Annotated in this window: 21 protein-coding genes and 1 tRNA gene; 11 read left to right on the top strand and 11 right to left on the bottom strand. The window is 42.1% G+C overall.

The genetic code is table 11. The features are described from left to right. Positions 1-165: 165 nt before the first annotated feature. From phnE to ACM5QX_RS28005, 3 genes are all read right to left on the bottom strand, one after another. The gene (phnE, locus tag ACM5QX_RS28015; RefSeq protein ID WP_414756495.1) at positions 166-960 is read right to left on the bottom strand and encodes a phosphonate ABC transporter, permease protein PhnE; all 795 of its coding nucleotides are present in this window, start codon (positions 958-960) and stop codon (positions 166-168) included. Between the two features lie 106 nt (positions 961-1,066). Then, a complete protein-coding gene (locus ACM5QX_RS28010) occupies positions 1,067-1,801 on the bottom strand; it encodes a phosphonate ABC transporter ATP-binding protein (protein ID WP_414756494.1) in 735 nt (244 codons plus the stop codon). Between the two features lie 131 nt (positions 1,802-1,932). Continuing rightward, positions 1,933-2,907, bottom strand: a complete 975-nt coding sequence (locus ACM5QX_RS28005; protein ID WP_414756493.1) for a phosphate/phosphite/phosphonate ABC transporter substrate-binding protein — start codon at positions 2,905-2,907, stop codon at positions 1,933-1,935. A gap of 487 nt (positions 2,908-3,394) precedes the next feature. Here ACM5QX_RS28005 and ACM5QX_RS28000 point away from each other — a divergent pair, with 487 nt between their 5' ends. After that, positions 3,395-3,802 carry a hypothetical protein gene (locus ACM5QX_RS28000; RefSeq protein ID WP_414756492.1) on the top strand — a complete coding sequence of 136 codons (408 nt, stop codon included), beginning with the start codon at positions 3,395-3,397 and terminating at the stop codon, positions 3,800-3,802. 206 nt (positions 3,803-4,008) lie between these two features. Here the strand turns inward: ACM5QX_RS28000 and ACM5QX_RS27995 are convergent, their stop codons facing one another. After that, on the bottom strand, positions 4,009-4,200 hold the full coding sequence (locus ACM5QX_RS27995; protein ID WP_011317070.1) for a hypothetical protein: 192 nt from the start codon (positions 4,198-4,200) through the stop codon (positions 4,009-4,011). A 585-nt stretch (positions 4,201-4,785) separates the two neighbouring features. On the opposite strand from ACM5QX_RS27995, the gene ACM5QX_RS27990 reads away from it, so the two are divergent. Then, a complete protein-coding gene (locus ACM5QX_RS27990; RefSeq protein WP_414756491.1) occupies positions 4,786-7,314 on the top strand; it encodes a sugar phosphate nucleotidyltransferase in 2,529 nt (842 codons plus the stop codon). Positions 7,315-7,450: 136 nt separating this feature from the next. Here the strand turns inward: ACM5QX_RS27990 and ACM5QX_RS27985 are convergent. Together ACM5QX_RS27985 and ACM5QX_RS27980 are read right to left on the bottom strand one after the other, a co-directional pair. Further along, positions 7,451-7,523, bottom strand: a tRNA-Arg gene (locus ACM5QX_RS27985). Between the two features lie 41 nt (positions 7,524-7,564). Next, positions 7,565-8,767 (bottom strand): murein hydrolase activator EnvC family protein, encoded by a 1,203-nt coding sequence (locus tag ACM5QX_RS27980; protein WP_414756490.1) that lies wholly within the window; start codon positions 8,765-8,767, stop codon positions 7,565-7,567. Positions 8,768-9,022: 255 nt separating this feature from the next. Here ACM5QX_RS27980 and ACM5QX_RS27975 point away from each other — a divergent pair, with 255 nt between their 5' ends. Beyond that, positions 9,023-10,426, top strand: coding sequence for an MFS transporter (locus tag ACM5QX_RS27975; protein WP_414756489.1), 1,404 nt, complete (start codon positions 9,023-9,025; stop codon positions 10,424-10,426). Positions 10,427-10,507: 81 nt separating this feature from the next. Here the strand turns inward: ACM5QX_RS27975 and accD are convergent, their stop codons facing one another. After that, complete coding sequence (gene accD / locus ACM5QX_RS27970) at positions 10,508-11,458, bottom strand: acetyl-CoA carboxylase, carboxyltransferase subunit beta (RefSeq protein WP_011317074.1); 951 nt, start codon at positions 11,456-11,458, stop codon at positions 10,508-10,510. Positions 11,459-12,385: 927 nt separating this feature from the next. On the opposite strand from accD, the gene ACM5QX_RS27965 reads away from it, so the two are divergent. Beyond that, positions 12,386-12,676, top strand: coding sequence for a hypothetical protein (locus ACM5QX_RS27965; RefSeq protein WP_041456566.1), 291 nt, complete (start codon positions 12,386-12,388; stop codon positions 12,674-12,676). 233 nt (positions 12,677-12,909) lie between these two features. On the opposite strand, the gene trxA is transcribed toward ACM5QX_RS27965, so the two are convergent. From trxA to ACM5QX_RS27950, 3 genes are all read right to left on the bottom strand, one after another. After that, positions 12,910-13,236, bottom strand: coding sequence for a thioredoxin (gene trxA / locus ACM5QX_RS27960; protein ID WP_414756488.1), 327 nt, complete (start codon positions 13,234-13,236; stop codon positions 12,910-12,912). Between the two features lie 322 nt (positions 13,237-13,558). Beyond that, positions 13,559-14,026 (bottom strand): translation initiation factor IF-3, encoded by a 468-nt coding sequence (gene infC / locus ACM5QX_RS27955; protein WP_277952272.1) that lies wholly within the window; start codon positions 14,024-14,026, stop codon positions 13,559-13,561. 334 nt (positions 14,027-14,360) lie between these two features. Continuing rightward, a complete protein-coding gene (locus ACM5QX_RS27950) occupies positions 14,361-14,774 on the bottom strand; it encodes a hypothetical protein (protein ID WP_414756487.1) in 414 nt (137 codons plus the stop codon). Between the two features lie 471 nt (positions 14,775-15,245). Between ACM5QX_RS27950 and ACM5QX_RS27945 the strand changes: the two genes are divergently transcribed. The 4 genes from ACM5QX_RS27945 (at position 15,246) to ACM5QX_RS27930 (ending at position 17,832) form a co-directional block, all read left to right on the top strand. Further along, positions 15,246-15,350, top strand: a complete 105-nt coding sequence (locus tag ACM5QX_RS27945) for a DUF4351 domain-containing protein (protein ID WP_414756496.1) — start codon at positions 15,246-15,248, stop codon at positions 15,348-15,350. Between the two features lie 99 nt (positions 15,351-15,449). Next, positions 15,450-16,469, top strand: coding sequence for an ATP-binding cassette domain-containing protein (locus tag ACM5QX_RS27940; protein WP_414756486.1), 1,020 nt, complete (start codon positions 15,450-15,452; stop codon positions 16,467-16,469). Between the two features lie 41 nt (positions 16,470-16,510). Further along, positions 16,511-17,398 carry an ABC transporter permease gene (locus tag ACM5QX_RS27935; RefSeq protein ID WP_414756485.1) on the top strand — a complete coding sequence of 296 codons (888 nt, stop codon included), beginning with the start codon at positions 16,511-16,513 and terminating at the stop codon, positions 17,396-17,398. 44 nt (positions 17,399-17,442) lie between these two features. Further along, positions 17,443-17,832, top strand: coding sequence for a hypothetical protein (locus ACM5QX_RS27930; RefSeq protein ID WP_414756484.1), 390 nt, complete (start codon positions 17,443-17,445; stop codon positions 17,830-17,832). Positions 17,833-17,899: 67 nt separating this feature from the next. Here the strand turns inward: ACM5QX_RS27930 and ACM5QX_RS27925 are convergent, their stop codons facing one another. Next, entirely contained in the window at positions 17,900-18,337 is a 438-nt protein-coding gene (locus ACM5QX_RS27925) for a peroxiredoxin (protein ID WP_011317083.1), read from the bottom strand. A gap of 165 nt (positions 18,338-18,502) precedes the next feature. On the opposite strand from ACM5QX_RS27925, the gene ACM5QX_RS27920 reads away from it, so the two are divergent. The 3 genes from ACM5QX_RS27920 to ACM5QX_RS27910 all read left to right on the top strand — a co-directional run bounded on the left by ACM5QX_RS27920 (position 18,503) and on the right by ACM5QX_RS27910 (position 21,013). After that, positions 18,503-18,907, top strand: coding sequence for an Npun_F0494 family protein (locus ACM5QX_RS27920; protein WP_414756483.1), 405 nt, complete (start codon positions 18,503-18,505; stop codon positions 18,905-18,907). A 375-nt stretch (positions 18,908-19,282) separates the two neighbouring features. Beyond that, positions 19,283-20,758 carry a cobyric acid synthase CobQ gene (gene cobQ / locus ACM5QX_RS27915; protein WP_414756482.1) on the top strand — a complete coding sequence of 492 codons (1,476 nt, stop codon included), beginning with the start codon at positions 19,283-19,285 and terminating at the stop codon, positions 20,756-20,758. A gap of 15 nt (positions 20,759-20,773) precedes the next feature. Further along, entirely contained in the window at positions 20,774-21,013 is a 240-nt protein-coding gene (locus tag ACM5QX_RS27910; RefSeq protein ID WP_011317086.1) for a 2Fe-2S iron-sulfur cluster-binding protein, read from the top strand. Positions 21,014-21,183 lie beyond the last annotated feature (170 nt).

The raw sequence follows: 21,183 nt of genomic DNA, 5'->3' as shown, positions 1-21,183 counted from the left end.
ATTGATGTTCTCACCTTCCAGTCTCATTCTCTTTAATTCACATTAGACGTAATTTACCTTTTATACCGTTTCTTAATGAAGACGCACTTTATTCTGCACTGTAGAGACGTTGCATGCAACGTCTCTACATCATTGATTTAGTGCAATTTCATAGAAAATTGGTAATTACATTGACTCAAGGCGGCGACGTAACTGGCTGCTGAAGCCATCTATTACAGTCACAACTACCAACAGTACTAACATCATAGTTGTGGCTTTATTGTACTCAAACCCATCAATATAACTTTTTAATTGAAAGCCAATCCCACCTGCACCAACCACACCCAAAACAGAAGCGGCGCGGATGTTGTATTCAAACATCCATAAGGTATAGCCCAAACTTAGAGGCAACACTTGGGGTAGGATTCCATACTGAGCAATTTGGAATCGAGATGCGCCTATAACTTGCAAAGATTCTAAAGAACGAGGCTGGACTGCTTCGATCGCCTGCTGATAAAACTTTGCTAGGTAACCAACTGTGTATATACTCAAGGCTAGGGTGCCTGCGGGTGCGCCTAAGCCTGTGGCGGCAACAAAAATTAGCCCCAGAATAATTGAAGGAACGGAACGCACTGCATTTTGCAGCAGATTTGCCAACCATTGCAGCCAACTAGGTGCAACATTACTAGCGCTAGCGACGGCTATTGGCACTGAGATAATAGCACCGATGGTTGTCCCCCAAAGCGACATCTGTACGGTTTCTATCAGTGCCTTAACAGCAATATCAATAACTGTGAAATCAGGAGGAAATAACCGCGAGATGAAATCAGCAATGTAAGGGGCGCTGGATGTCAAGAGGGCAAAATCAACTTTCAGTCCTTGCAAAGCCCAAGTGTAAATTATAAAAGCAATTAATAAGATAACTAGGGAGCTTACCCAAGAGTAGCGCCGTAGGAGTTTGGAAAGTGGTAAATAACTCATATATGGGAGGCAGGGGAGCAGGGGGCAGGGGGCAGGGAAGCAGGGGAAGCAGGGGAGGCAAAGAAGAATGACTATTGACTATTGACTATTGACTATTGACTATTGACTATTGATTATTTACCACAAACTGCGCTTGCAGGTTATCGCAGGAACCCTCATAAACAATGCGTCCAGCATCTAGAACGATCGCTCGTTGGGCATATCTGGCAGCCATTCCTAAGTCGTGTAGAACTGCGACAACTGTCATACCTTGCTGGGTGTGTAATTCAGCTAAGGTCTCCATTACTTGTTGGGTGGCGATAACATCTAATCCCGTTGTGGGTTCATCGGCTAGGAGTATTTGCGGTGATTGAATTAAAGCACGGGCGATCGCTACTCTTTGTTGTTGTCCACCACTGAGTTTGCTAGTTCTTTGGTAAGCTAACTCTCTTAAACCCAATTGTTCGAGTAATTCTAATGCCAATAGGCGATCGCGTTTGGGAAAGCCAAATAATGTCTGCCAAGTTGTTCTTGTACCAAGTCTACCGCACAATACATTTTCAATGGCTGATAACTGGGGAATCAAACCACCGCCTTGAAACAACATTCCTACATCACGGCGAATTTGGGGAAGTATGCGGCTATTCATCGCTACGCCGTTAATATGAACTTCTCCCTTGACTAATGGCACTAACCCAACCAGCGATCGCAATAACGTAGACTTACCAGCTCCATTGAGTCCTAGCAGTACAACAAATTCACCCTGTTTGATATGACAACTAATCTCGTTGAGGATGGGGCGATTCAAAGAGCCAACATAAGCTGTCTCTAAGTTGTGACATTCAATTACGTAATCACTCATCCTCTGCCTTGGTCGATTTCATCAATTTACGAGTATAAAATTTAAGAGTTAAGAGTGCTTGAATTAAAAACTCAGTTACTCATAACTCTTGATGGGCTGAACGCCCTTGTTAGTGCTTACAGCACTAAATTTTATGGTTCGATGCCAACGCGTTTAAGAGCATCCCGAACTGGTGCTAAGTGACGACTGTGATCTACTCTCACTAATTCGGTGGAGTTGTATAAGTTACGTAGCAGTGAGTTATTTTGTGACTGATTTAACTTAAGTAGAGAATTAATAATTCTTTCTCTATCGGGTGCAGCAACGTCGTCATCAATGGCTATACCGTGAGCGGGTACACCAGAAATTTTATACAGTACTCGCAACTGATTTTTTTCTTCTGCTGTAATGTACGGTGGAAACATGGCGTATTCTGAGACAACAGCCACATCCGCTTGACCGCGCACTACGGCTTGTAATGCTTTGCTGTAGTTACCACCATAGGCAATTTGACCAAAGAAACCATCAAGGCGATCGCGGTCAGGGACAAACCCCTGTTTAACTAATTCACTAACTGGGAAAATAAATCCTGAACCTGAGGTGGGAGATGTAAATGCCATTTTTTTGCCACGTAGCTGTTCTAGGGTGGCTTTGGCATTATTTCTGGATTTCAATGGGCTACTGTTGCGGACAACAAAGATTGAATTATAAGTGAATCTGCCAGAATAGGTATCACGTACTTCTGCTAGATACAAACGAGCATTTGCTAATTGTTCAGCTTTCAACGCTGGACGACTGCTCAAAAAAGCCACATCAGCCCGGTTCGCTCTTAAAGCTTCCACTGCCGCAGTATCATCACCTATCTGTGCTTTGACCGGAATACCCAAATCCTTTGATAAAAAAGCTGCTACAGCATCTGCCTTAGATTGCAAATCTGTTGAATCAGAACGACTGGGAAAAATTACTGTTAAAGTCTTCAGTTTTTGGGCAAGTAAGCGCGGCGCTTGTTGATTATAAATAGAATTAGCAGTTGTCGCTTGGATACCACTAACAGTAGTAACTGCTACACCCATCAGCGCCATCAATGCCACGCCAGCACCTAACAAGCCTTTTTGGCCTACACTCATTTGCACATCTCCATCAAGAACTATTTGCAGTATTTTTGCAAATAAATTTCAACTGTCCCGATAAAAGAATCTAGAGCTTTTAGGAACAAAAGTCAATAGTGAAATGTATAAAACTAGTTAAAGGAGATAAGCTAATGCGTGTCTAAATTGCATAACTACTGATAAGGTCTGTTAAGTTTTGACAGTCAAAAGTTAACAGCCCTCACGATGGATTATGCAACTTAAAAGCAGAATAGCCGAGTATTTCCCGTCAAGTTGTTGACAGCATACACGAATCAATTCCAATCAAAATAAAATTTTCTGAATAGAGAATAAATATTGCTGCTTTTAGTAGATAAAATACTTACTCTGTTAGTGTAATTATGACCATAGTCATATACAAAGACTGTTGCAGTTGTCTACAATAAAACTAGGAAAACCGACGACATCTGTGACATAAATCAGCATAAGTATGCTCTAATTGTGGATGTTTTGAGAAGGGAAAATTATGAAACTAATGCTAAAACGCACACTTCTCCCCAGTCTTATGGCTGCAAGTTTAGCAGGTATCACCTTGGTTCCTTTACAACCTGCGGCTGCTGATAACAGAGTAGTAGAAGATGCAGCGATTGGAGCTGGGGCTGGTATCTTAACTGGAGTATTCACCAGATGTGGTTCCGTGTTAGATAATGCTGCTAAGGGTGCGGCGGCTGGTGCTGCTGTTAATGGCGCAAATGGTTTGAGGAGAAATACCAGAAACCGTAGCGTGATACAAGACGTAGCTGTAGGCGGTGGTGCTGGTGTATTAACTGGCGCGATTACTGGTGGTTGCAGAAGACCTCTGAACAACGTTATCAATGGCGCAGGCGCAGGTGCAGCAGTCAATATCTGGCGTAATAACCAGCGCAGAAGATAATTTTAAAGATAATAGGTAATAGATAATGGGTAGTAGGCGCTCTTACCAATTACCTATCACCTATTAATAAAAACCCATCCACAAATGGATGGGTTTTGGGTTTTTCGTGATAGAAATACGATGGTTTCCGACCAAATCGCCAGTAATTACCTAACGTGGGCAGAACGCCATCGTCTAAATTTAACTTTCCTAATTGAAAATGATTTCTAACCTTTCAATGCCTTCCTAAAATTACGCCGATAAGAACTATTAGCAACAAATAAAGCTGGCCAAAGCAAAGCTAAACCAATCTTATTAGGCAAAGATTGGGTGAAATTTGTCCTCGAAAAACCATTCCAGAACTTCCACACACCACCGATATAAATCACAATTAATCCGAAAATAATTAGTTTTCCCATTACCATCAACTCCGCTAATCAACGATATAATTTGAGATCAATATTTCCGCAGTATGTAAGCGATAAATTATCCACATTAATCCCAGTATGACTCAACTTTCCATAGATGGTTGATGCAAATGTATCTGTCGTAGTATTTTTTAAAATCAGTGTTGTTTCATGATACATTTTCTCATGAGGTTATAGATTTTACCCCTATTTCTCCATCAACTCATAAGAACATCTATTGTCAGGATAGAACAATATTATGAGTAAAAGAAATCGCATCATCACAGCTAAACAAAACTAACCTGGTTTCTATATTACTTTTTCCTTCCACTTGGTTGCTTCTTCAGTTTTTGGTAGCTAGCATAAATAAACTGATTCAGTCCAGACCCCCGTAGAACATAAGCACTTGTGGCAATGGCGTTTCGACCGACCGGAGGTTATTGCCAAACCAGCATAATAAGTACTTTTGCTTAGTTATGTCAGATGCTTCTTACGGGGGTGTTTCAAATATCAGTATCCATAGGAAACTAGATAAAAACACAATATACTCTCACGGGTTTAAACGCAGCTAATGCTGCAAAAAGTTAAGGAGGATTTATGCGTGCAGTGCTGATGGCAGGCGGTTCCGGAACGCGACTTCGCCCGTTAACTTGCGATCTACCAAAACCAATGGTACCGATCCTCAATCGCCCAATTGCCGAACATATCATTAATCTCCTCAAAAGACATCACATCACAGAAGTTATTGCCACCTTGCATTATCTACCTGATGTCTTGCGAGACTATTTTCAAGATGGCGGTGATTTTGGTGTGCAGATGACCTACGCTGTTGAAGAAGACCAGCCTCTGGGAACAGCAGGTTGTGTGAAAAACATCGCCGAACTTCTGGATGAAACTTTTTTAGTAATTAGCGGTGATAGCATCACAGATTTTGATTTAGGAGAAGCGATCGCTTTTCACAAACAAAAACAGTCAAAAGCTACCTTAATTTTAACAAGGGTTCCTAACCCTATAGAATTTGGTGTCGTGATCACCGATGAAGCAGGCAAAATTAAACGCTTTTTAGAAAAACCATCTACCAGCGAAATTTTTTCTGATACCGTCAATACTGGAACTTATATTCTGGAACCAGAAGTTTTAGAATATCTCCCCCTAAATACAGAATGCGACTTTTCTAAAGATTTATTTCCTCTGCTACTGGCCAAAGATGAGCCAATGTATGGTTACGTTGCCGAAGGTTACTGGTGCGATGTCGGACACTTAGATGCTTATCGGGAAGCTCAGTATGATGCGTTAGAACGTAAAGTAAAACTAGATTTTGCTTACAGGGAAAATTCCCCTGGCTTGTGGATAGGACAAAATACTTATATTGACCCCTCTGCACATATTGAAGCCCCAGCCGTGATAGGTAACAATTGCCGTATTGGTGCGAGAGTGCAAATTGAAGCTGGGACTGTGATTGGAGATAATGTCACCATTGGTACTGATGCCAATCTCAAACGTCCGATTGTGTGGAATGGGGCAATTATTGGGGAAGAAGCCCAGTTGAGTGCTTGTGTCATCTCTCGTGGAACCCGTGTAGACCGCCGCGCCCATGTGTTAGAAGCCTCTGTAGTTGGTTCTTTGTCCACAGTTGGGGAAGAAGCCCAGATTAGCCCCGGTGTCAGAGTTTGGCCTAGTAAAAAGATTGAATCAGGGGCAATTTTAAACATCAACTTGATTTGGGGTAACACAGCCCAACGAAACTTATTTGGGCAACGTGGGGTACAAGGATTAGCCAATATCGATATCAGCCCAGAGTTTGCAGTTAAGTTAGGGGCTGCTTATGGTTCTACTTTAAAACCTGGGGCGAAAGTAACTGTGTCCCGCGACCAACGTAATGTTTCTCGCATGGTGACGCGATCGCTCATTGCAGGTTTAATGTCTGTAGGTGTCGATATTCAAAATCTTGATGCAACAGCCATCCCCATCGCCCGGACAGTGATACCCACAATGGGAGTTGCGGGAGGGATTCATGTACGAGTACACCCCGATCGCGCCGACTATATCCTGATAGAATTCATGGATCATAAGGGAATTAATATCTCCAAAGCCCAAGAAAAGAAAATTGAAGGGGCTTATTTTAAGGAAGATATGCGCCGGGCTTTAACCCACGAAATTGGTGATGTCGCTTACCCCAGCCAAGTGATTGACCTTTACTGCACAGCTTTTGAGAAACTGTTGAATGTTTCTACCCTCAACAACAGTCGGGCAAAAGTCGTCATTGACTATGTTTATGCTGTATCTGGGGCTGTTTTACCCCAAATGCTAGATAAATTTGGTGCTGACGCAGTGGTACTAAATGCCAGTCTGAATAAAAATGCTGTCACCACAACAGATCGGGAAACACTGCTAACTCAGTTAGGTCATGTGGTGGAAGCGTTGAAGGCTAATTTCGGTGTCCAAGTCTCCGCTAACGGTGAACAGCTAATTTTAGTTGACGAATCAGGCTACCCCATTCGCGGCGAACTATTAACCGCACTGATGGTAGATATGATTTTGACTTCCAACCCCAGAGGAACGGTAGTTGTGCCGGTTCATGCTTCCAGTGCAGTGGAACAAGTCGCCCGTCGCCATGATGGTAGGGTGATACGCACTAAAGCCAATGCGACAGCTTTGATGGAAGCTTGTCAGAAAAATCCCAATGTGGTGCTAGGTGGTAGCGGCGAAACTGGCTTTATCTTTCCCCAACTGCATCCGGGGTTTGACTCCATGTTCTGCATTGCCAAGATCATTGAAATGTTAACAATACAGGAGCGATCGCTGGCTACTGTACGATCAGAATTACCCCGTGTGATTTACAGAACCCACACCATCCGTTGTCCCTGGTCGGCTAAAGGTGCATTGATGCGCTACTTGGTGGAAACTCACCCAGCCCAAAACCTCGAACTCATCGACGGTGTGAAAATTCGCCAACCTTTTGATGATAGTTGGCTATTAGTTTTACCAGATGCTAGCGAACCGTTAGTACATTTGTATGCAAATAGTCACGAGCGCGATTGGGTAGATGAGACCGTGCGGGATTACCGTTCCCGTGTGCAGAGTTTCGTAGAGAGACAGCAGGAATATCACCCGGCGGAAGTGTGAGTAGTTAATGATATGGGCGGTAATGGGTAATAGCTAATTGGTCATGGGTTGTTACCATTAGCCATTACCCGTTACCAATTACCAACCACAAAGATAAATCTGTCAACACAGACAAACAATTAGTTAACTGAAAAAACGAGCGCGGAGGGATTTGAACCCCCGACCCACAGAACCGGAATCTGTTGCTCTATCCACTGAGCCACGCGCCCTTCTTACTGGCCGATTATATCATACTCCAGAATATTTTGGGCTAAAGATAATCTCCTGGGTTGACTGGTGTACCATTGCGACGAACTTCAAAATGCAGATGCGGCCCAGTAGATAAGCCTGTAGAACCAACAGCCGCGATCGCCTGCCCTCGTTGTACTGGTTGCCCCTCTGCAACATATAATTCACTGGCGTGACCGTACAGTGTCGTGATCCCACCGCCATGATTAATAATCACAGCCCTACCATAACCGCCATACCAGCCAGCAAAAATCACTGTTCCCGAATCGGCTGCCCTGATTGTACTGCCATAACTAGCGGCAAAATCTAACCCGGCGTGAAACCTGCGATAGCCGAGAATGGGGTGTACGCGCCAACCGAAAGGACTACTTGTAGGCGCACTGCTAGGAAAGGCAAAAAGTCCTGTTCCCTTAATCAAGACATTTGTCCGGCTATTGGCTTTGGCTTGCGCTGCTTCTCTGGCTTTGGCTTCGGCTACCTTTTGTTGGATTAAACCTTCCAGATTTTTAGAATCTCTCTCTAGTTGATTTTGTGCGGCTTCTAGGGCGAGGCGATCGCTACTTAAGCGTTGTATTAACTCTGACTGAGATTGCGCTTGAGCTTGATAATCAGATTTTTGGGTCAAGAGTTGTTCCCTAATCAAAGCAATTTCGTTTTTTTGCTCCTCTACTGCGGTTTTTTGCTGATTAATCAAGTTGGCTTGAGTGCTGAGTTTTGCCAAAATTTGCTGGTCTGCCTGATAAACTAACTTCAACTGATGACGACGACTGAAAAAATCACCGATATCTCTGCTTTGCAATAAAACAGCCCATCCTTGATTGAGAGGCGATCGCTGGAGATATCGCAATCGTGCTACCGTGGCAACTTGACGTTCTTCATAAGCACGTTCCGTCACAGCTAACTTTGCTTCTAGCTGTTGGAGGCGTTGGCTAGCCTGTTGTAATCGCAATTCACTATCTTTAATTTGACTGTTGGTGGTTTGCAAGTTATTGGCAATACCAGTCAGGCGATTTTGTGCTGCTTGTTGTAGATTAGTGAGGCGATCGCGTTCTTGTACAACATTTTGCCTTTCTTGCTGAATTTGTTGCTGCTGCTGTTTTAGGGTATCAATGGAAGCTGAATTATTAGCAAATACTGGTATTGACACCAAACATATGCACAAAACACAGCACAATACAATACATAATTTCCAAAATCTTATTTGTTGGACAATTGGCGCTTTCATGCCGTTATCTTCAGCCAAGGGATTGCAAGCATAAACAGCATTGTTCCCTAAACCTAGACAAATCTAACATTTAGTCATTATTCACCCTAGTCCCCAGTCCCCAATCCCCAGTCCCCAGCTATACAACCAGGGTATGAATTCTTATGGTTATTACTTTAGAGTCATGTTAGTACACAAAAATGTAAGTAAAGATACGTGTGGACTCAGTAAAACACCCCTTACCTGTTTGTACCAGGTTAAATTACTCATTTAATTATGGATTCTGTCCCAATTGAAACGGCTACTTCTCTAAATTCGGAAATTCTCCAGATTACTCCACCAGAGACAACACTCACTCTAGCTAATCAATCTAGTATTCGCCTTCCTAAAGATGCAATTCGCACTAGTTTAAAAGCATCAACTGTCGATTCTGTATTTGCAGCAGTTTATTCTTTAGGTACTGGCGGGATTTTGCTGAGTAATTTCTTAGTGGAGTTGGACGCTAGTCCCATCGTATTCGGGATGTTGTCTTCAATCCCTATGCTGGTCAATTTAATTCAGCCTTTGGGAGCTTACTTATCTGAACTTACCACTAGCCGTTTTCGATATTCCATGTGTATTTTTGGCACGGCGCGGTTCTTATGGCTGATTTTATTTATCGGGGTAATTCTCTTCACACGGGGAAGTGTCGATTCTCAACAATTAGAAGTATTGACATTATCAATACTATTAATCACAAATTTACTGGGAGGATTAGGGAGTGCTTCTTGGTTAAGTTGGCTAGCAATGATTGTTCCTCGGCGCTTACGAGGTAGGTATTTTGGGTTCCGTAATAGCGCAGCTAGCTTGACTAATTTGATTTGTGTACCCTTGGCTGGGTTGTTTGTCTCCCACTGGTATGGCGGAACTATCCAAGGTTATGGCGTAGTACTTTTAATCAGTATCTTGTGTGGGTTTTTGAGCTTGGGGTGTCAATATTTCAAAATAGATGTGAATCCGCGATTACAACATGAGGTTGTCCAAGATCCTCAACAGAATGAAGTTAGTAATACATCTGCATCTACCTTACAACTAACAATTATTCCACCGCAAACTGAGTCTATTACCACTTGGAAAAACTCAAATTTCCTGATGTTTCTGGTTTATTTTGGTCTATGGATGTTAGCTGTAAATATTAGCGCCCCGTTTTTCAATCTCTATATGCTAGACACATTAAATCTAGATGTAAGTTGGGTGACAATTTACGGTAGTCTTCTAGCAGGAGCTAATTTGCTCATGCTAATTTTGTGGGGCAAGTTAGCAGATAAAATCGGGAATCGACGTATTTTAATTTATATAGGAATTTTAGTAGCGCTGATACCATTACTATGGCTGGGAATTGGTATCAACACTTTAGATATTTGGCTATGGTTGCCTTTATTACATATTTTACTAGGCGGAACTGCGGCGGCTATTGATTTATGTAATAACAATATGCAGCTAGGAATTGCCCCATTAAGAAATCAGTCCATTTATTTTGCGATCGCCTCTGCTGTCGCTGGTGTCAGTGGTGCGGTAGGCACAACTATAGGTAGTTTTATCACCCAATACGGAGGCTTATTGGCAGTTTTTGTTCTATCTACTGCTTTGCGCCTGTTAGCGTTAATTCCCTTGTTTTTTATCCAAGAACCGGGGAAGTGATGGGGAGTGGAGACTGGGGAGACAAAGGAAGTAATTATTTCCTACTCAACAATGAACAGTCAAAACTCCCCACTCTCCCATTTATTCAGCAGCTGTGGAACTAAGACTCATCGTCTCCCACAGCACCATAGGGGGGGTTGTAGGGACGGGTTGATGTAGGGCAATTAGTTGGGATAAGGTGTTTTTTAGCTGGGTACGAGGTACGATGTCATCGACAAAGCCATGCTTGAGCAAGTCTTCTGCTGTTTGAAAGTCGTCTGGCAGTTTTTCTCGGAGGGTTTGCTCAATAACTCTGCGACCAGCAAAACCAATTGTGGCTTTCGGTTCTGCCAAAATAATATCTCCCAACATGGCGAAACTAGCCGTTACGCCGCCGGTTGTGGGATTTGTTAACACCGGAATATAAAGTAATCTCGCGTCGCGGTGGCGTTCTAAAGCGGCGGAAATTTTAGCCATCTGCATCAGAGAAAGCATTCCTTCCTGCATTCTCGCTCCCCCAGAGGTGCAGATGATAACTACTGGGTAACGTCGCTGGGTGGCTTGTTCAATCAGGCGGGTAATTTTTTCGCCGACAACAGAACCCATGCTACCGCCCATGAAGCGGAAATCCATCACAGCTAAAGCAACGGGTGAACTGTTGATTTGCCCCAACCCGGTTTTAACTGCGTCTAATAAACCAAGTTTGTCTTCCATTTCCCGCAGGCGATCGCTATAGGCTTTGCGATCGCGGAACTGCAATGGATCTGTCGCCCGCAGATTTTCATCCATCGGTCTCCAGGTGTTCTGATCTATCAATTGGCGGATGCGCTCATCACTATCTACCCGATTATGATGTCCACATTCAACACAGACCATTTGATTAGCTCTTAGGTCTTTAGTATAGGTCAACACACCACACTTAGAACACTTGTGCCATAGCCCATCGGCAATTTCGCGTTCTTGGCGTTCGGGGTTGGTTGCACCCGCTTTACGTCGGTTTGCGAACCAATCAAATAGAGACTTTAAACCGCGTGATTCTTCGTTGTTCGCCATTTTTATCTTATTCAAGTGGGATACGAGGTCGAAAATAAGTCAAGCTGTTCTGGGAAGTTAATGATCACAAGTTCCTGACTACTAACTTTTTGCCCTTTACTCTTGACTACATCGTCAAAATACGCTTATAAGCAATTGAGACATTAATTTTGCATCTTTGGTTGCCAGCTTAACGAAAATACTGATACCAATACAAGTCTCTAGTTCATCACATCTTGTAAATGTATTGGCAAAATTAAAGCTATTGGAATATCAACCCTACAATAAAACGCTTTTCCCCAACCCCAGCTTGAATTCTTGCTCCTAATCTTAAAATTTGTGTTGCTAGTTGATGAGCAATCAGCATCTATGTACATTAGTTGCGCTAGCCAACAGATGTTTCTTGAGGACTTACGGATAGCAACGAAAAGCTCAAGCATTCAGGAGTATGGTGGTATAGGCGGCTAGTGAGCCTCACCAAACGAGGTATAGGTGTTTAAAAACTTGATACCTTGCCAAAGCGAGGAATTTCATTGCGTAAGTCCTATTTCGTTAAGAGGGTGATACAAGTCACAAGCTGATATTATCAAAATCTCAAGTATCAATGGGGTAATGAACGTTACAGTTGTGGGGAATGGGAAGTGTGACTATGTAAGGTTTTTCATCATGTAAGGGGCGATGACTATCAAACCAACGAAATAGTCTGAGTTTGCAGCGACAAAACTACGAGGAAAGTTGTCATAATAACTGTTGTGCTAAATTTAGAAGCGATCGCGGTGGTAGTTCTGACAAATATTTCGTCTCTGCAAGTGCTATCGTTGTTATAAATTGTTCAATACCTAAAGATTTGACATGATTGGCTTTAATTTAAAGTAGCTAAAGATGTCATACTTAGTAGTATCAACAGATAAAGTTCGCCCTAATAACGCGTTTCAACGTGTATACAGTATGGAAACTACTTCAAATATAATTCCCGAATTTGAAAAACTATTTAGACAGAAGTTACAACTAAATAATTGCAAGATGAAAAAGAAAAAGCAAGAGAATAATTACGAGATTATTACTCCGGCAAAAGATATTTTTCTGATGTATTGGTGCGAATTTCCCGAAATTAAGTTAGTATACCAGCCTGTAGGAGTACGTACAAAACAAACTGTGGTTTATGAGCAAGCTATTCGCTCTCATATTAGCTTTTGTGTAAGCAGTATCCAAGAAGGCGACAAGGTTTCTGCCAACTAGACTAAGAATTGGCGATCGCCTGTGGTGAGCGATCGCCAAACCCAACAACGGCTCAAGGGATAACTCGAATTTCATAAAAAAAGACAGAATGTCAATCTATTCTGTCTGTGTTAATATTTTTTGTAAATATTAAAATTCATTAATAATTACTGCTCACTACAACAATTATAGAACGGTTCTAATAATACCTAGTCCATATCACAGTACTTGTTTCAATACTACGCAAAAACGAGCTAAAGAAGCTTTTCTACAGCTGCACTGAACTGCTCATAAGGAGAAACTCCCACAATCTTTTCTGTTAATTCACCATCTTTAAAAATTAACACTGCTGGAATACTGCGAAGTCCAAATTTCTTGAACAGAGGTTTATTGTTGTCTACGTCTACCTTGACTACTCTAACGCGACCTTTATACTCATCAGCAAGTTGATCCATTAACGGACTGACAAGAAGACATGGACCACACCAAGTAGCAGTAAAGTCAACGACAACGACTTTATCTTCACTTAAAACAGCATCAAATTCATTTTCTTGAACGTATGCAACTGTATCAGTAGGCATTAATTTTATTTCCAATATCAAACTAAAACTTTTGTAAACAGAAGAAGATAAAAGTATGATTGGTTCTGTGTTGATACAGTCAGTTGTTCACCGCAGATACCTGCTCAAGAACCTTCTAATCAGTTCTTGATACCTTACTACTAAAAATCTTGAAATACAGATATTACAAGAAATTAAAAGAAAAATTTTTCTTTTAGTTCTTGCGTAAGCATTTCATTAAGGCTAATTACAAGATTTTTATCCCTCAATAGATATACTCTCATAAAATGAACAATTAGCGCTCTACGCAACAAAGCATAGAGCGCTGAGAGTATTTTAAGCTTTAAGCGGGCATAATTTGAACAATGAGCGAGCGTTTATCAAGTGACTGGACTTTTCCTGCTTGACTCAGATCAGTCACAATGCGTTCTAGCATTTGTCCGGCTTGTTCTCGATATTGATTTTCTCGACCCCGTAAACGAATAGCAAATTTAACGGAATCACCTTTACTCAACCACTGAAGCGCTTGCTCAATACGTAAATTATAATCAGCCGCACCAACATTAGGGCGGAATCGGACTTCTTTGACTGTGGGTCTAGCACTTTGGCCCTGGCGTTTTTTCTTCTGATACTGTAGCTTACCGTAGTTAAGAATCTTCGCTACTGGAGTGTCTTTGCTTTGCGAAACTACAACTAGGTCAAGCTCTACACTCTGGGCTAATTGTAGAGCTTCGTAGGTATCGATTAAACCACGATTGTTATTCTCATGGTCAATCAAGAAGACCTGGGGTGACTTGATTTGGGAATTAATCAGCTGCTTTTGGACTACGATAATCGCTTCCTCCTAATTTTCAATGCCTTGTCTTGCAAGTACTACTAAGGTAACACAGTACTATCTATATTGTTTACTATAAAATATTACTTCATCACTTTCGTTAAGACTTTTACCAAAAGGTTGATTTTTTTTAATGTAAAATGAATTATTTTTACTCTTGACTATTTATAAATATTTTATATTAATGATTTTCCTGATTTCAATTGTTACTATTTTTGTTTTTGAGCAAGATGTTGAGTTAAGGTAGAGCCAAATCAATGTAATTAACTGAAGTTGGGGCGATCGCCAGAATATTTTCCCAAAAACTACTCTATTGCAAGTTATCTGGGTTTAGCTCTTGACTATTGTCTGATGAAGTATTTATGTCATTACTTAATACTTCTTTCGTAAAATATTTTAAGGTTGAAGCTAAAGCCAGTTGGGAGGCTATTTGATACGTAATTTCTGGAGACATTTCTTTTTGTTGATTCAACAATTCAACAAAGCTTTCAAAGTCACGCATTACACAATATCTATGTAGCGCGGATTTTCTATCTATTTGATGAAATTTTTCGTCAATTTTCTCTCTAGCTTCCTTTTCAGCCTCAGAGATGGAATTAACGAATCCGTTCTGGTGACATAATTCACCAGAAATCTTGTAGTAATAAGCTTTTTCGCCTAATTGTTCCTCTTCAATAGTAATTAAATGAAACTTGTACTCAATTTTGTACTTATTAGATTCCATAAATAACAGACATCATATAGTCTGACATAAGTTGTCTCCAAAATTATGAGTGCTTAGAGATGGAAATTCCGGAGACAAGCCTGTCAATAACAAAAGGTAAAAGCCTGTTAATATTAGCAACAAAAGTTGTGACCGAATCTTATCCTCACCCTCTATTTTAACACGAGATTTAACAAATCTACATAATCTCTTTTTGGGAGTCTGATATATGAATTTTAGGAGGATCGATCATCTCATTTATAGTTTATTTTGGAAATGAATAATTTAAGGGATATTTCTATGTAGAATTCGATTTATGTGTTTTAAATAGAGAGAAAATTAGGCAGGAATTTGTAATTTACCGAGATATTCTGTAAAAATGAGAAGAACGAGGAAAGAAAAAAGAGCCATAAGGACTCATTTTGTGTCAGTTGACACGCTGCTTGGGTAATGTTTCCACCAAAAACAGACCAGCAGATTTGTAGTTGATCAATTACTCAAATAGAAGAATTAGCTGAGGCGTTCTTGGATTTCTCCATCTCAAGCGATTTGGTGAAATACTTGGCGACTATCCCTCAATCTCCAGCCAACTCATAAAATAGCCAATATGTAGCCATGCGATCGCCTGACCTAACACGACTCAACTACAATATATATAGATATTGTTGAGAATTGTATAGTTAGGGTCTAGCTGTCATGGCTCCCGCCGTTTTAATTCAAAATCTACAAAAGCGTTACGGTACCGTTGAAGCCGTCAAAGATGTTTCTTTCCAGGTAGAACCAGGGGAAATCTTTGGTTTACTCGGCCCCAACGGTGCAGGTAAAACCACTACTCTACGTGCTTTGTGTACCCTCACCACTCCAGATGCAGGCAAAATCGAGGTATCTGGAATTTCTGTGTTGGATAACCCCAGAGTAGCTAGACAACGGCTAGGCTATGTTGCTCAAGAAGTCGCCTTAGATAAAGTGCTAACAGGAAAAGAATTGCTGCAATTACAAGCAGCACTTTATCACCTCCCCAAAGCCGTAGCCAAACAGCGAATCGAGACAGTTTTAGATTTACTTGGTTTACAAGAGTACGCCAACAAAAAAACCGGAACTTATTCTGGTGGATTACGCAAACGCCTAGACTTGGCGGCTGGCTTACTGCACTCGCCAGATGTATTGGTGTTAGATGAACCAACAGTGGGACTTGACATTGAAAGTCGTTTCGTGGTGTGGGAATTCTTGCGAAAACTCCGAGCATCGGGAACAACGGTTGTAATTACCAGCCACTATTTAGAAGAGATTGACGCGCTAGCCGATCGCGTGGCTATCATTGACCGTGGTGTAGTGATTGCCGTTGGTACACCCTCAGAATTAAAAGATAGAGTTGGAGGCGATCGCATCACCTTAAGAATCCGCGAGTTCTCCCCCACAGCAGAAGCAGAACAAGCTAAATCACTACTACAAGGATTACCTTTTGTCAAAGAAGTTATTATCAATAACGCTCAAGGCAATTCCTTGAACCTGGTAGTAACACCACAAAATGATGCTTTAATTACCATCCAGCAAGCACTCAACAACGCCAGCCTACCAATTTTTGGTATCGCCCAATCCCGTCCCAGCCTTGATGATGTCTACCTCGCAGCTACCGGACGCACCCTACTGGATGCTGAATTAGCAGCAGTAGCCAATCGCGATCCCAAAGCTGAGAAGAAGCAAAATATGAGATAGGTATGACTCAACTGACAACTGACAACTGACAACTAACAACCATGAGTGTAACCCCAAAATCAGATATCAATTGGCAACCAGCCACATCACCGCAAGCTAACCTTCATACTGCACCTAACTTTTTTGGTGAACTAGTGCAGGAGACGCTGGCGTTAACTCGTCGCTTATTCATTCAATTACAACGCCGTCCCTCCACCTTGTTAGCCGGGATTATTCAGCCTGTAATGTGGTTAGTGTTATTTGGCGCTTTGTTCCAAAATGCTCCTAAAGGCTTATTTGGGAGTACGACAAATTACGGGCAATTTTTAGCTGCGGGTGTCATCGTATTTACAGCCTTTGCCGGAGCGCTGAATGCTGGTTTACCTGTAATGTTTGACCGTGAGTTCGGCTTTTTGAATCGGTTATTAGTCGCTCCCCTCGCATCCAGATTTTCTATTGTCTTTGCTTCAGCCATTTTTATTGTTAGCCAAAGTTTATTGCAAGCGGCTGTAATCGTTGGTGCGGCAGCGTTTCTGGGTGCTGGCTTACCAGATGTAGCGGGACTGGGTGCGATCGCCTTAATTGTCTTTCTACTGGCTTTAGGTGTCACTGCAATTTCCTTGGGATTGGCTTTTGCCCTACCAGGACACATTGAATTAATTGCAGTAATCTTTGTCACTAACCTACCATTACTTTTTGCAAGTACGGCTCTCGCTCCTTTATCCTTTATGCCCCAGTGGTTGCAGGTTGTTGCTACCCTCAATCCTCTCAGCTACGCTATTGAACCAATTCGTTATCTCTATCTCCACAGTCATTGGGGATTGGGTGATGTGGTCATGCAAGCACCTTGGGGTGATGTCACTTTTGGAGGAGCCTTGCTAATATTGTTTAGCTTTGCTTTTGTTGCATTGTTGAGTATTCAGCCCCAACTACGGCGGACTCTTGCTTAAAATCAAAGCAGGATGGTGTTAGAGGAATTTTAGAGTCAAAACCCATGAAAAAACTATTTTTACCAGTAACCAGACTCTTAGTAGGTTTAGTAGGAATCAGCTTTGCTTCCTTGTTAACCGCACAGCCAAGCTTGGCTCAACTCAGCACAGTAGATGCAGGTGGTAATAATTCAGACAATCAAAATAATAACCTTAACTTCGATTCAGGCAATTTCAATATGTTTGACCTCATCCATAGGGCAAACTTAGGAAATAGCTCATTTGACCCTAATAGCAAGAGTCAACAAATAGACGATGCAGCTAGGGCATTTAGAGAAAGGCAAAATAAGGCTACTACTGTTCAGCCCCAGGGACAAATACTTCCCACTTTGCCTCCCAGTGGGACACCATCAGCCGATAGTCCATCAACTTTGACTGTTCCTGGTAACAATTAATCTAGGGAGTAGGGAGTAAGAGAACAAGCAAAAGTCATGACTCCTTACTCACTACTTAGTATTTAACTTACAGTCCCAAAGCAGCTAAAACATCGCTAGCATGGGTTGTTGTGTTGACACTGGCATCAACATGAACAATTTTACCGTCGGGGCCAATTACGTAAGTGACACGCTTGGCATAACCACCGCCATCAACATCGTAGGCGCTGATTAAGGTTTTATTAGTGTCCGCCAGCAAGGGAAAATTCAAATTATATTTTTGAGTAAATGCTTGATGAGATCCTTCATCATCAGCACTCACACCCAAAACAACTACATCCTTGTTTTTGTAATCAGATTGAGCATCACGGAAGCTACAAGCTTGTTTAGTGCAGCCTGGTGTGTCATCTTTGGGGTAAAAATACAAAACCACTGTCTTCCCAGCAAAATCAGATAGCGAAACGGTGTTACCGTTGGTATCTTTGACGGTAAATGCAGGTGCATCCGTACCAACCGCTAGAGGCATAATGAACCTTTCCTGTTTCAGATTTTTGATGACTTTGAAATTTTACAATAATTTACAATAATTTCATGACAATCTTAGAAAACTGGGGATTGGGTATTGGCGACTGGGAAAAATGCCTTTCCTGTCAAATTCCCAGTATTCAATCCTAATTACGAATTAAGAATTATGCCGACAATGGACTCCCCAACACCCAAAGCTTTCTCCTACCCACAAACCACCGTAGAAAGAGCAAGACGATCGCTCATTTGTTCTCCCTTCAATATTGGGCTATTTGCAACCATGCGTAGTCAGAGCGTTTCCTTAGGTGCGATCGCCAACGAAGCTGGTGTTAAAAACGGTTATACCAAAAATTCATTATTAGAATTGACTTGCGATAACGAATTAGATTGGTTAATCCAAGTGGGTTTATTACGGCGAGAAGTGGACGGACAAGGCATTACAGATAGTTTCCGCCTCACTCCCCTGGGACACCAACTCATAGAACAATACCAAGGAAAAAACCTGCCTGCACCTTCATGGCGCGATCGCCTATACGATATTGTAATTCGTTGGTTTAGGCTTCCGTTTTGAAGATAGGGGTTTAGGGGTAAATCTTTCTTTTCCTCACACCCTCACACCCTTACACCCTCACACCCTTACACCCCCACACCCCTTGTACTAAAACAGAAACCCAAAGTTAGGATGAGACAGTTTTAGGGAACAATATATACGGAGAAACATCAACCCATTTATAAAATCTTTACCATTTTCATTTGATTGAATTGGTGAGATTGTTAATTAAGGTTTGATGAGTAAGTCATGACGCTGGTATATTCTCTAAACTTGCGGACAATACTTATTATCAATTGACTTCAGTAGCTGCCCAAATTTCTGACATTTGAGCAGTAAATTGCTATATTATCCCCCAACTATCTCACCCCTTATTTTGAATAACTAAAAGTGGCTATGAAATCAATAATGGTAGTGGGAACGACATCCCACGCTGGAAAATCACTGATAAGTACGGCTATTTGTCGCATTTTGTCACGGCGTGGTTGGCGAGTGGCACCCTTCAAGGGTCAAAATATGGCATTAAATGCCTATGTCACAGCCAATGGGGGAGAAATCGGCTACGCACAGGCGGTACAAGCCTGGGCAGCAGGGGTGGTACCTTGGGTAGAAATGAATCCGATTCTACTCAAGCCCCAAGGAGATATGACTTCTCAAGTCATTATCAGAGGTAGACCTGTAGGCAGAGTCAGTGCTACTGATTATTACGAACAATATTTTGAACCAGGTTGGCGGGCAATTGAAGAATCTCTGCAACATTTAGGTACTGAATTTGATTTAGTCGTTTGCGAAGGTGCGGGTAGTCCAGCAGAAATTAACCTTAAGCACCGCGACTTAACTAATATGCGGGTAGCAAAATATTTGAATGCCCCAACTTTATTAGTAGTTGATATCGACCGTGGTGGTGCTTTTGCTCACGTAGTCGGCACACTAGAATTATTAGAACCAGAAGAACGTCAACTGATTAAAGGCGTAGTAATTAACAAATTCCGGGGACAGCGATCGCTCCTAGACCCAGGAATCAAATGGCTAGAAGAACGGACTGGTATTCCCGTGGTAGGTGTAATTCCCTACTTACAAGAAATTTTTCCCGCCGAAGATTCCCTAGACTTGTTAGAACGCAAAACACACAAAGCCCACGCGGATCTCCAAATCACAGTTGTTCGCTTACCGCGAATTGCCAACTTTACAGACTTCGATCCTCTAGAATCAGAACCCACCGTTGCGGTTAAATACATTAGCCCGAAACATGATTTAGGACACCCAGATGCAGTGATTCTACCAGGAACAAAAACTACAATTGCCGACTTGATATTACTGCAAAAAACTGGTATGGCAGAAGCAATCCAGAACTACGCAGCGTCCGGGGGTACAGTTTTGGGTATTTGCGGCGGTTATCAAATTCTGGGGCAAATGATCGCCGATCCAGAAGGTATCGAAGGGCAAGCTGGTAGATATCAAGGCTTGAATCTCTTACCCATTAGAACAGTAATCACCGGACAAAAGATTGCTCGTCAGCGCCAAGTTAGCTCAAATTTCCCGCAACTGGGCTTACCCGTCAACGGCTTTGAGATTCACCAAGGGCGATCGCGCGTGGAACCACAAGGCGATAGCCAAGCTTTCCAACCTCTATTCGATGACGTTAACTTAGGATTAGTAGATAGTTGTCAATCTGTTTGGGGTAGTTATCTGCACGGATTGTTTGACAATGGCCCCTGGAGACGAGCTTGGTTAAACCGTCTTCGTCAACAGCGCGGTTTAAAATCTCTACCTACAGGTGTGGCTAACTACCGCGAACAACGAGAGCAGATGTTAGATAATATAGCTACTGAAGTAGAAAACCATTTAGACTTGACCCTTTTTCTGCCCTAGCGAGGCTAGTATCTCATGAATGTTCGCGTCCGATTCTTGCCAGATGATGTCACCACTAATGCTGAAGTGGGAGAAGCCCTATTAGATGTAGCAGATCGGGCGGGAGTATTCATTCCCACTGGTTGTCTTATGGGTTCATGTCATGCTTGCACTGTGGAACTTGAAGATGGCGAGGTCATTCGTGCTTGTCTTAGTGCTGTACCACCGGGGCGCGAAGAGTTAACTATTCATCTATTTAGCGACCCAACTTGGTAGGAAAACGTAGCCCTTAGTTTCTTCTAGGAGTTGCTACAATCTAGCCAGGGCAAGAGTTTTGAGAGTCAGTGCGGTGCATCTCTATTGCCCCGTTTTGGCTTAAATAGAATTCTTAATCATCCCTCTTTTGTTACTACGGGGAGAGTATAATCAGGAAGAAAGCAGACAAA

This window comes from Anabaena sp. CCY 9910, assembly GCF_963920875.1.
GTDB lineage: Bacteria > Cyanobacteriota > Cyanobacteriia > Cyanobacteriales > Nostocaceae > Trichormus > Trichormus variabilis.
The sequence above is the reverse complement of the archived record's forward strand: the minus strand, read 5'-3'. Positions and strand labels throughout refer to the sequence as shown.